The organism is Falsiroseomonas oryzae (genome assembly GCF_027856955.1).
In the GTDB taxonomy this organism is placed as follows: Bacteria; Pseudomonadota; Alphaproteobacteria; order Acetobacterales; family Acetobacteraceae; genus Falsiroseomonas; species Falsiroseomonas oryzae.
On record NZ_JAPSMD010000157.1, the window covers coordinates 1 to 11,689 of the forward strand.

General features: G+C 70.5%; 10 protein-coding genes. 6 read left to right on the forward strand and 4 right to left on the reverse strand.

The genetic code is table 11. From position 1 onward, the window contains the following. The 3 genes from OZN99_RS15875 to OZN99_RS15885 form a co-directional block, all read right to left on the reverse strand. Window positions 1–1,197 (reverse strand): hydantoinase/oxoprolinase family protein (locus OZN99_RS15875; protein WP_270936232.1); only part of this gene is annotated, 1,197 nt, incomplete at its 3' end. A gap of 3 nt (window positions 1,198–1,200) precedes the next feature. Then, window positions 1,201–2,544, reverse strand: a complete 1,344-nt coding sequence (locus tag OZN99_RS15880) for an aspartate aminotransferase family protein (protein WP_270936233.1) — start codon at window positions 2,542–2,544, stop codon at window positions 1,201–1,203. After that, on the reverse strand, window positions 2,541–4,526 hold the full coding sequence (locus OZN99_RS15885) for a hydantoinase B/oxoprolinase family protein (RefSeq protein WP_270936234.1): 1,986 nt from the start codon (window positions 4,524–4,526) through the stop codon (window positions 2,541–2,543). Before OZN99_RS15885 ends, OZN99_RS15880 begins: the two co-directional genes overlap by 4 nt. Before the next feature lie 92 nt (window positions 4,527–4,618). Between OZN99_RS15885 and OZN99_RS15890 the strand changes: the two genes are divergently transcribed. Next, complete coding sequence (locus tag OZN99_RS15890; RefSeq protein WP_270936235.1) at window positions 4,619–5,326, forward strand: GntR family transcriptional regulator; 708 nt, start codon at window positions 4,619–4,621, stop codon at window positions 5,324–5,326. A 2-nt stretch (window positions 5,327–5,328) separates the two neighbouring features. On the opposite strand, the gene OZN99_RS15895 is transcribed toward OZN99_RS15890, so the two are convergent. Then, complete coding sequence (locus OZN99_RS15895; protein WP_270936236.1) at window positions 5,329–6,270, reverse strand: nucleoside hydrolase; 942 nt, start codon at window positions 6,268–6,270, stop codon at window positions 5,329–5,331. An 84-nt stretch (window positions 6,271–6,354) separates the two neighbouring features. On the opposite strand from OZN99_RS15895, the gene dctP reads away from it, so the two are divergent. The 5 genes from dctP to OZN99_RS15920 form a co-directional block, all read left to right on the forward strand. Beyond that, complete coding sequence (dctP, locus tag OZN99_RS15900; protein WP_270936237.1) at window positions 6,355–7,308, forward strand: TRAP transporter substrate-binding protein DctP; 954 nt, start codon at window positions 6,355–6,357, stop codon at window positions 7,306–7,308. A gap of 43 nt (window positions 7,309–7,351) precedes the next feature. After that, a complete protein-coding gene (locus tag OZN99_RS15905; RefSeq protein WP_270936238.1) occupies window positions 7,352–8,941 on the forward strand; it encodes an ABC transporter substrate-binding protein in 1,590 nt (529 codons plus the stop codon). Between the two features lie 51 nt (window positions 8,942–8,992). Next, window positions 8,993–9,952, forward strand: a complete 960-nt coding sequence (locus OZN99_RS15910) for an ABC transporter permease (RefSeq protein WP_270936239.1) — start codon at window positions 8,993–8,995, stop codon at window positions 9,950–9,952. Continuing rightward, a complete protein-coding gene (locus tag OZN99_RS15915; protein WP_270936240.1) occupies window positions 9,949–10,797 on the forward strand; it encodes an ABC transporter permease in 849 nt (282 codons plus the stop codon). Before OZN99_RS15910 ends, OZN99_RS15915 begins: the two co-directional genes overlap by 4 nt. Then, window positions 10,794–11,689: ABC transporter ATP-binding protein (locus OZN99_RS15920; RefSeq protein ID WP_270936241.1), on the forward strand; the 896-nt coding region annotated here is incomplete at its 3' end. The genes OZN99_RS15915 and OZN99_RS15920, both read left to right, overlap by 4 nt.

An 11,689-nucleotide genomic window follows, 5' to 3' on the forward strand; every position in this document is an offset into this window, starting at 1 on the left:
ATGGCCGACCGCGACGCGCGCCGCCGCGCCGTCGATCGCCAGCGTGCCGCCCAGCGTCTGCCCGGCGCCGAGCCGGCCGAGCACCACATTGGCATCGGTGACCGTCGCGTGCGTGCCGCCGCGGCCGTAGCAGGCGGGGCCGGGCGTGGCGCCGGCGCTTTCCGGCCCGACCAGCAGCGCGCCGCCCGGGTCGATCTCGGCGATGCTGCCGCCACCGGCGCCGATCGTATGGATGTCGATCTGCGGTGTGCGGATCACCATGCCCTGCAGCACGACCTCGCGCCGCAGCAGCGACTCGCCGCCGGAGATCAGCGCGACGTCGCTGCTGGTGCCACCGACGTCATAGGTGATCAGGTCCGGGCAGCCGACCGCCGCGCCGAAGCGCGCCGCCGCCGCGATCCCCGCCGCAGGGCCCGAGAGCATGGTGCGCACCGGATGCACGGTGACGGCGGCGTTGGACATCAGGCCGCCATTCGATGCCATGGTATAGAAGGGGGCGGCGCAGCCGCTGCCACGCAGCGCCTCCACGAGTCGCTGCACGTAGCTCGCCATCACCGGCATGACATAGGCGTTGGCGACGGTGGTGGAGAAGCGTTCGTACTCACGGATCTCGCGCTGCACCTCCGCCGAGGCGGTGACGTGGGGCAGCACCTGGCGCAGCGCCTCCGCCACCCGCGCCTCGTTTGCGTCGTTGCGGAAGCTGTTGAGGAAGCAGATCGCAACTGCCTCCGCCCCGCTGGCGCGCACCGCCTCCGCCAGGGCCGCGATCGCCGCCGCATCGGGCGCCTGCACGACCGCGCCGGACACGTCCACGCGTTCGGCCAGGGTGAAGCGGTGGCGGCGCGGCACAAGCGGCGGCGCCTTGCGGAAATAGGGATCGTAGAGCGAGCCGGGCACCAGCCGCGTCGTCCGGCCGAGCTCGATCACGTCCCGGAAGCCCTCGGTCGTCACCATCGCCACCGGCGCCCCGCGCCGCTCCAGCAGCGCGTTCGTGGCGACCGTGGTGCCGTGCACGACGAGGCCGATCCGCGCGGGGTCGAGGCCGGCCGCTTCTATCGCGGCGAGCACGCCACGCTCCGGCCGCTGCCGGTCGCTCAGCGCCTTGTGCGCGGAGACCGCGCCGGTCTCCGCATCATAGGCGATGAGGTCGGTGAAGGTGCCACCGACATCGATGCCGATCAGCAGCGGCGCGGCCACGGCTCAGGCCTTGAACGCGCGGCAGGCCCGGTCGAAGGCCTCGAAGGTCACGGCCAGGTCTTCCTCTGTGTGGGTCGCGGCGACGAAGCGCCGCGTGCCAGGAAGCACGAAGATGCCCTGGCGGATGAGCTCCGTGTCGAAGGCCGCCAGCTTCTTCTGGTCGGACTCGAGCACGTCGCGATAGGTGACCGGCGCGCGGTCGGTGAAGAGGAAGTGCCACATCGGTCCCTCACCGAACACCACGGCGCCCATGTCGTGGCGGTCGAACACCTGCTGCAGCCCGGCGCGGAGCCTGTCGGCCATGGCGAAGAGACGGTCGTAGAAGCCCGGGGTCTCCAGCACCGACAGCGTCGCCATGCCCGCGGCGCAGCCGAGCGGATGCCCCTGCAGCGTGCCGTTCTGGTAGACGTAGCCCGGGTTCGCCTTGGTCGAGGGATCGGCCTGGTCCAGGATGTCCGCCCGCCCGGCGACGGCGCCGACAGGCAGCCCGCCGCCGATGATCTTGCCGTAGGTCGCGAGGTCGGGGACCACGTCGAAATAGGCCTGCGCGCCGCCCAGGCCATAGCGCAGGCCCGTGACCACCTCGTCCATGATCAGCAGCACGCCGTGCTCGCGCGTCGCGTCGCGCAGGCCCTGCAGGAAGCCGGGCTGCGGGGAGATGATGCGCTGGATCGGCTCCACGATCACCGCGGCCAGCTCGTCCTTGTTCGCGGCGATGATGGCGCGCGCCGCCTCGAGATCGTTGAAAGGCGCGACCAGCGTCAGGCCCTTCACCACGTCGGGGATGCCGGCCGTGTCGGGCACGCCGACGGGGTAGTTGCTGGCGCGCTTGGGGCTCGTGCTGAGCTGCGCGTAGTCGTGATTGCCGTGATAGGCACCCTCGAACTTCAGCACCTTGCTGCGGCCGGTGAAGGCGCGCGCCAGGCGCATCGCATGGAAGGTGGACTCAGACCCGGACGTGGTGAAGCGGATGCGCTCGGCGCAGCGGAAATGCGGCATGAGCCGCTCGGCGTACTGCACTGCGGGCTCGTTGAGGTAGGCGAAGAAATGCGTCCCGCGCATCGCCTGGTCGGCCACCGCCGCCTGCACGGCCGGATGGGCGTGGCCCAGCACCAGCGCGCCGGAACCCAGCACGTAGTCGATGTAGCAGTTGCCGCTGACGTCCCAGAACCGGCCGCCCTCGCCGCGCTTGAAGACGAACTTCACATCCTCGGCCAGCGCATTGCCGCCCAGCGCGCCGCCCGGCAGCATCTGCTTCGCGCGGGCGAATTCCCGCTGCTCTTCGGCGGAGACGCGGCCATGCCGGCCGATCGGCGGGGGCCGGTCCAGGGTCTCGACGTCACTCATGCCGCGCGTCCTCCGCGTTGTGGTTCGGGCACCAGGGAAGGCAGAGGCCGCACCGCCAGCGGCGCGTCGCCGATCGCCGCATCCGGGTGCAGCCAGACCTGCCGGGTGGCGTCGTCCACGACGCCCTCCACCCAGAAGCGCATGGCCGGGCCGGTCCCGGCCCAGAGCTCCAGCAGCTGGCCGGTCCGCAGGGCGCATTCGGTCGCCAGCGCGGCGGAGATCCTGGCCAGATGCAGCGCCGGCAGCTCCGCGCGCGCCACGCGCACCGGTGCCGCGCGTTCGCCGCGCGGCAGGATCGCGCCATCGGGACCGAGCGCGACGCCATAGGCCGCGAGCCCCTCCACGGTCACCACGCCGTCGTCCAGATCCGCCCGCAGCAGGGCGGGGTCGCGGCGCCCGGGATCGCCGAAGCCGCCACCGCCGGAGCTACGCATCACCACGACGTCGCCGCGACGCAGCGGGAACAGCGTGACCTTGCCCGGGAAGTCGGAGATGCGCAGCGACTCGCCGTTGCGGATCACCTCGTAGCGGTTGGGCGCGCCGGGCCCGCCGCCATTCACGCCACCCGGTGGCACGAGGTTGCGGTCAGAGAGGACGGACAGCGTCGCCTCGTCGGTCTCCACCAGCACGCGGCGCACCAGGCCGCAGCCGCCGCGCTGCGCGCCTGCGCCCCCGCTATCCGGCCGCAACTCGTTCTGCAGCACGCGCAGCGGGTAGATGACTTCGACGACCTCGGCCGACTGGATGGAGACGTTCTCGCCCTCGTTGAAGGCGCGCACGGCATGGTTGCCGTCGCCGGCCCGTGAACCGCCAGTGCCACCGGACGGATATTCGTAGAAGATGAAGGGCCGGCCGCCGCTGGCGAAGCGCCCGCCGATATAGGTGTGGTTGGAGGTGCCGCGCACGTCGCCCGTCAGCACCTCCGGAACCACCTTCGCCAACGCGCCCATCACCGCGGCGTCGGCCGCGAAGCGTACCTCGTTCAGGCCACCGCAGGGCGCGGGCGGCGTCGCGCTGAGGATGGTGCCGGGCGGCACGGTCACGTCGAAGCAGCGGAGCGTGCCGTCGTTGATGATGCCGCCGGGGTCCAGGAAGCTCTTCAGGATGGTGAGAACGCTGGTCGGCCCGATGGCGGGCCCGGCATTCAGCGGTGCCGCCACCTGCGGCGCGGTGCCGGAGAAGTCCACCCGCGCACGGCCGCTCGCCACGGTCAGCCGGGCCTGCACGGCGATGGGACATCCTGTTGCCGCCGAGCCATCGAGGTAGGCGCGATGCGTCCAACTGCCCTCTGGCAGCGCCTCGATCGCCTTGCGCATGCGCCGTTCGGAGGCGGCGAACATGTTCTCGACCGCCTCCAGCACGGCGGCCGTGCCGTACTTGGCCAGCAGCGCGCGCACGCGCCCTTCCGCGACGCGGCAGATGCCGAACACGGCGTTGAGGTCGCTGGCCGCCTCACCGGCGGAGCGGACGTTGTCCAGGATGACGCGCAGCGCGTCCGAACTGCCCTCGCGCGGGATGCGGATGTGGTTGAGGCGCAGACCCTCCTGCAGGATCTCGCGCGCGCCGCCGCTGAGGGAACCCGGGCTCATCCCGCCGATATCCGCCCAGTGCGAGCGGACGACGATGAACAGGATAGGGCGCCCGCCTTCCAGCACGGGCCAGATCGCGGCGACATCGTTCAGGTGTGTGCCGCCGGTGTAGGGATCGTTGTGCAGGAAGACCGAGCGGTCATCCACGGCCAGCCCACGCTCCAGCAGGCCGCGCACGCTCCAGGCCACGGGGATGATGTGGAAGGGGTGGTCCTCGCCGGACTGGGCGACCAGCCGCCCGGCCGCGTCCACCAGGACGCAGGAGAAGTCGTAGCCCTCGTAGATGATGGAGGAGTAGGAGGAGCGGACGATGGAGCGGCGCATCTCGCGGACGATGGAGGCCATGGCCTCCCGCACCACGGCGGTCGTGATGAAACTGTCCTGTGCGCTCATCTTGGATACGGTACACTGAACGCTGGCGACGGACAAGCTTTGACATCCCGCGCCGGCCGCGGGAAACCGGCCCCGGCCGACCCGCGAATCCGATGAACGACACCGCCCAGACCGCCCTCGTCCAGATCCCCGAGATCATCGCCGCCCAGGTCGCCCGGCATCTGGAGGAACAGATCGTCTTCGGCGAACTGGCCCCGAACACCCGCTTGGTGGAGGAGGACATCGTCCGCCGCTACGGTGTCAGCCGCTCCCCGGTGCGGGAGGCACTGCGCCTGCTGGAGCAGGAGGGCCTCGCCGTGCGCGAGACCCGGCGCGGCGCTTCCGTCAGCGCCATTGGACTGCGCGACCTCGATGAGATCTATGCCTGCCGGCTGAACCTGGAGGGGCTGGCCGCCGAGGAGGCGGCGAAGAAGCGCGCCGACGCCGACGTGGTCCTGCTGCGCGCCGAGCTCGACGCCCTGGTCGCCGCTGGCGAGGCGGGAGAGGTGCGGGCCTATTTCCGGCACAATGTCGCGATGACCGACCGCATCCACGCCATGTCCGGCAACGGCACGCTGCGACGGCTGCTCGGCTCCATCGGCAAGGCGGCGTTGCGCTACCGCTACCTGGTCTATCACCGCGCGCCGGAGATGATCCGCGTCTCCGTGGACGGCAACCGCGCCATCGTGGAGGCCATCGCGCAGCAGAATGCGCGCTCCGCCAGGGCAATGACGGAAGACCTTCTGCTGAAGTCCTGGGACGTCATCCGCCGGCATCTGGCCGAGATGGAGGCCGAGGCGCCGGCCGAGTCGGCCGGCTGACATCAGGGCAGCCTGGCCAGCCGGTCGGCGACCAGCGCGAAGAAGCCCTCCACGTCCACCTGGTTCAGCACGGTCGCGTTCGCCAGCCGCTTCGTCACGCCCCACCAGTCCACCACGGTGGCGCCGAGGGTGACCTCGCTGTCGGTCTCGACCCCGACATGGACGTGCCGCCCGCCGAACAGGCCGGGCTGCAACAGCCAGGCGATCACGCAGGGGTCGTGCATCAGGCCGCGCGGCTTCGAATCGGGCGGCAGCCCCTCCTGCACCTTGGCGTGCGGCATGAACATGCGTGCCACCGCCACGGCGGCGCGCGTGCCGATCCGCTCGATGGTGGCGATCCGTGCCACGCTGTTCACCACCTGGTGCGTGACGTCGAGGCCGATGATCACGGGCTCGAGCCCGGCATTCAGCACGATCCGCGCGGCGTGGGGGTCCACGTAGATGTTGTACTCGGCCTGCGGGACAATGTTTCCGCGGTGCATGGTGCCGCCCATCACCACAAGGCGCCCGATTCTCGCCCGGATCTCCGGCGCCATGACCAGCGCCAGGGCAAGGTTCGTCAGCGGGCCGAGCGTGGCGATCGTCACCGGCGCCGTCGCCCGGCGCAGTGCATCTACCAGGAACTGCACGGCATGCGTGCCGGAGGGCCGTGTTGTCGGCGGTGGCAGGGCCGCGCCGGCCAGCCCGTCATTCCCCATCACGTATTCGGCGGTCACCAGCGGCCGCATGAGCGGGGTCTGGCAGCCGGCATACACCGGGACATCCGCCCTGCCCGCCAGTTCCAGCACCTTTAGCGCGTTCGTCGTGGTGAGGTCCAGCGGCACGTTGCCGCCCACCGTGCAAACGCCGAGCAGATCGAAGGCCTCGGGCGAGGCGAGCGCGACCAGCAGCGCGACTGCATCGTCCTGGCCGGGGTCGCAGTCGATGATGAGCGGCTCGGGCATCGGTTCTCCCTCGGCGGTCGAATGGCGCTTGACGAAGGCTACACGGATGCCGGACGGTATGTCGACGGGACACGGAGTACAGTCTTGCCGCGCACCCTGCGCCTGCACAGCTTCTACGGCGCCCATCGCCCCGAAGCGGGGCTGCTGGACCGTTTCGCCGCCGAAGCGGCACGGCTCGCCGGCGGGGAGTTGCAGGTTGCCGTCGCGCACGGCAACGCGCTCGGGCTTGACGATGCGGCCGCGCTGGACTGGCTGCCAGGCGGCGCGGCCGAGATGGCGCTGCTCTGGAGCGTGCACCTGCAGGCCCGGGTGCCCGCGCTGAAGGCCGCCTACCCGATGGCCGTCGCGCGCGACCTCGAGGCGCATCTGCACGCGATCCCGGCGCTCGAACGGCTGAACCGGGAGGTCCTGGGCGAGGCCGGCCTGCATGTGCTCGCGCTGTTCCACGCGCCCGTCCTGCACATCTCCGTCTTCTCGCGAGAGGTGCCGGTGCGATCGCTCGCGACTTTGCGCGGCCTCCGGTTGCGTGTCTTCAGCCCCGACCTGGAGGCCACCTTCGGGCGGCTCGGCGTGGATGCCCGCTTCATCCCGCAGGGCGAGCTGTATGCCGCCCTGGAAGCCAGGGTCTTCGACGCCACCATCTACCCGGCCTGCCACACCGCCTGGTCGGTGCCGCTGTGGCGTGTCGCGCGCCATGCCGCCTACCTCTTCCCCGAAGTGCTGCAGCCCTACGTCCTCGCTCTGCCGGCCGCGCTGTGGCAGGCGCTTCCCCGCAGCGCGCAGGCCGCGCTGGAGGAGGCGGCGCGCCTCGTCTGGCCGGATTTTCTGCGCCACGCCTATGACCGCACGGCCGAGGACGCGGCACGCATCAACCTGCGCGCGGCGGGCGTGCAGTGGCATCCCGATTTCGACGCGGCGGATCAGCAGGCTCTGGCGGAGTCCGCGGCAGAGACATGGCGCGTCATGGCCGAGGCGACGGGCGAGCGAGCGGTCCTGCACCGGGATCGTACGCTGGCCTGCATGGCGTGCAGCCGCTGACGACGGGCGGACCGTACTGAACCAACAAGGCGGGAGACGGGGCATGCTGATCACGAAACGGAATGCGGCGAAGGGCCTCGCAGCGTTGGCGGGTGCCGCGATGGCCGGCGACGCACGGCAGGCGGCGGCGCAGGCGCGCGGCGGCACGCTCACCGTCATGCTGGCGAACGAGCCACCGATGCTCACCTCCGCCTTCAACACCGCGCTGCCGCTCGGCAGCGTCTCAACAAAGATGCTGGAAGGGCTGCTGGCCTACGACGCGCAGATGAACCCGCGCCCGTCGCTCGCCACCTCCTGGCAAGCCAGCCCCGACGGGCTGACCTACACCTTCCGGCTGCGCCCGAGCGTGAAGTGGCATGACGGGCGCGACTTCACCTCGGCCGACGTCGCCTTCTCCGCCATGCAGGTGTGGAAGACGATGCATCCGCGCGGACGTGCCGTCTTTGCCAACCTGACCGCGGTGGAGACGCCGGACGCGCTGACGGCGGTGTTCCGCCTCTCGGGCCCTTCCCCCGTGCTGCTCAGCGCGCTGCATGCCTATGAATCGCAGATCCTGCCGCGGCACCTCTACGAAGGCACGGACATCGCGACGAACCCGGCCAATGCGGCACCGATCGGCACCGGCCCCTTCCGCTTCCGCGAATGGCGCCGCGGCCAGTTCATCCTGCTGGAGCGCAACCCGGACTACTGGGATGCCGGCAAGCCCGCGCTGGACCGCGTCATCTTCCGCATCATGACCGATGCCGGCGCGCGATCGGCCGCCATGGAGAACGGGTCCGTCGACATCGGCTTCTTCTCGCCCGTGTCGCTGGCCGAGACCGAGCGGCTGAAGCGGAACCGCAACATCGAGGTCACGACGCGGGGCTACGAGTATGCCAGCCCGATGTTCTTCATGGAGCTGAACCTGCGCAACCGCCCTCTGGACGATGTCCGGGTGCGGCGCGCGATGATGCATGCGCTGGATCGTCGCTTCATCATCGAGAACATCTTCCTGGGCTATGCCGAGCCGGCGACCGGGCCGATCCCTGTCTCCTCGCCCTTCTATACGCCGGACGTGCCGCGGTACGACTTCAACCCGCGGCTTGCCAACCAGATGCTGGACGAGGCCGGCTATCGCCGCGGCGCCGGCGGCTGGCGCTTCACCATCACGCATGATCCGGTGCCGCAGGGCGACGAGCACGCGCAGACCGCCGACTACGTGAAGCAGGCTTTCGCGCAGGTCGGCATCAACGTGGAGGTGCGCCGGCAGGACCTCGCCTCGCAGATCCGCCGCGTCTCGCAGTGGGAGTTCGACATGTCGAGCAACCCGCTCTTCGCCATGTTCGACCCGGCGCTCGGCGTCACGCGGCTGTTCTGGTCGGGCAACATCAACCAGGGCACGCCCTTCACCAACGTCTCCGGCTTCCGCAATGCGGAACTCGACCGGATCGTCGCGGCGCAGGCGACGGAGCGCGACCCGGAATCGCGCAAGCGCCTGTTCTGGCGCCTGCAGCAGATCGTGATGGAGGAAGTGCCGCTGCTCTACCTGCTGGAAGTGAAATACGCGACCATCGCGAACACGCGGGTGCGCAACCACACCACCGACGGCGCCGCGGCCTTCGGCAGCTTCGCCGACATCACCGTCCAGCGGTAACGGCGCGTGGCGGGCGGCGCGGCAGGCGGAGGGGTCCGGCGCGTCGTCGCGGTGCTGTCGCGGCGCCTGCTGCAGGGCATCCCGATCGTTCTCGGGATCCTGGTGGTGAACTTCCTGCTGCTGAACGCCACGCCGGGCGACGTGGTGGACGCGATGGTCGGCCAAATGGGGGCGTCCGACCCCGAGCTGGTCGCAAGGATGAAGGAGCGGTTCGGGCTGGACCAGCCGCTCCTCGTCCGCCTCGGCCTGTACATGTGGAACCTGGCGCGGCTCGATCTCGGCTTCTCGGCCTTCTACAACATGCCGGTGGAGACGCTAATCCTGGAACGCCTGGCGGGCACGGCGCTGCTGATGCTGTCGAGCATCGGGGTGGCGCTGGTGCTCGGCGTGGTCAGCGGCGTCGCCGCGGCGCGCCGTTTCAATACGGCCTGGGACATGCTGATCGGCGTGGCCGCGCTGCTGTTCTACGCGACGCCGGTGTTCTGGATCGGGCTGATGATGCTGGTGCTGTTCTCCGTTCATCTTGGCATCCTGCCGCTCGGTGGCATGTCCACCATCGCTGCCGATTTCGGCCCGGTCGAGGCCACGCTCGACGTGCTGTGGCACCTGATCCTGCCGATGACGACGCTGTCGCTGTTCTTCATCGCGACCTATACGCGGCTGATGCGCAGCTCCATGCTGGAAGCCTACCAGCAGGACTACGTGCGCACCGCGCGCGCGAAGGGCGTGCCGGAAGGCCGGGTGGCCTACCGGCACGTGCTGCGCAACGCGCTGCTTCCGGTGGTCACCGTCGTCGGCGTCCAGATCGGCGCGCTGCTGGGCGGCGCGGTCGTGGTCGAGACCGTGTTCAACTGGCCCGGCCTCGGCCGGCTGGCCTATGACGCGGTTCTGCAGCGCGACTTCAACCTGCTGCTGGGCATCCTGTTCGTCAGCTCGGTCGTGGTGGTGGTGGTGAACATCCTGGTGGACCTGCTCTACGCCGCGCTCGATCCGCGCATCGAGGTCGGATGACGTCGGCGGCGCGGCGCGATCTATGGCGGCGCTTCGCGCGGAACCGCGGCGCCGTGGCGGGCTTGGTCGTGCTGGGGCTCGTCGTGCTGGCCGCGGCGCTCGCCGACCTTCTCTATGGCGACGGCCCGCTGCGCATGGTGGCGCGACCGCTGCAATGGCCGGGCACCAACCCCGCCTTCCCGCTCGGCACGGACCGCCTCGGGCGCGACATCGCGGCCGGCATCTTCCATGGCGCGCGCATCTCACTGCTGGTCGGCATCATGGCGGCGGCCTTCGCACTGGCCGTGGGCGTCGTGATCGGCGCGCTGGCAGGCTTCTACCGCGGCATCGTGGATTCGTTGCTGATGCGCCTGGCGGACCTGGTTCAGACCATCCCGCCCTTCCTGCTCGCCCTGGTGCTGCTGGCGATCCTGCGGCCATCGGTGGCCAACGTCGTCTTCGCCATCGGCGTCTCCTCCTGGCCGCCCGTCGCGCGGATCGTCCGAGCCGAGTTCCTGTCCCTGAGAGAGCGTGAGTTCGTGCAGGCCGGCATCGCCGCCGGCATGGGCGACCTGCGGCTGATCCTCACGCAGATCCTGCCCAACGCGCTGGCGCCGGTGATCGTCTTCTCCTCCCTGCTGGTGGCGACCGCGATCCTGACGGAATCGGCGCTCGCCTTCCTGGGCTTCACCGATCCCAACGTGATGTCCTGGGGCACCATCATCGGCATCGGGCGCAACGAGATCCGCACGGCCTGGTACATCGCGGCGATCCCCGGCATGGCGATCCTGCTGACGGTGCTCGCGCTGAACCTGGTGGGCGAGGGCCTGAACGATGCGCTGAACCCGCGGCTGCGCGACCGATGAGCGGCCCGGCGCTGGAGGTGCGCGGCCTGCGCACGGCCTTCCGCACGCGCGCGGGCGACCTGGTCGCGCTGGATGACGTCTCCTTCTCGCTGCATGCGCAGGAAACCCTTGCATTGGTGGGTGAATCGGGCTGCGGCAAGAGCCTGACGGCGCTCTCCGTCATGCGGCTCGTGCCGCCGCCGGGGCGCATCGCCGCCGGGGCGGTGCTGCTGGACGGCGAGGACCTGACCGCCCTGCCCGAGACAGCGATGGCGCGGCTGCGCGGCGACCGGATCTCCATGATCTTCCAGGAGCCGATGACCAGCCTGAACCCCGTGATGACCGTCGGGGACCAGGTTGCGGAGAGCCTTATCCTGCATCGCGGCCTGTCGCGCACGGCCGCACGGCGCCGCGCCGTGGAGCTGCTGGACCTCGTGCGCATCGCCGATCCGCAGCGCCGCATCGACGACTATCCGCACCGTCTTTCCGGCGGCATGCGCCAGAGGGTGATGATCGCCATGGCGCTGGCGCTGGAGCCACGCGTGCTGATCGCGGACGAGCCGACCACGGCGCTCGACGTCACCATCCAGGCACAGATCCTGGAGCTGCTGCGCGCCATGCAGCGCAGCCTTGGCATGGGTCTGCTGCTGATCACGCACGATCTCGGCGTCGTGGCGCAGCTCGCCGACCGCGTCGCCGTGATGTACGCCGGCCGCATCGTGGAGGAGGCTTCGGTCACCGACCTCTTCGACCACCCGACCCATCCCTACACGCAGGGCCTGTTCGGCGCGACGCCGGCGCGCGAGCAGGTGCGCGCCCGGCTGCGCGAGATCCCGGGCATGGTGCCCTCTCTCGCCGCGCGGCCACCCGGCTGCGCCTTTGCCGCGCGCTGCGCCGTGGCCGAGCCGGGCTG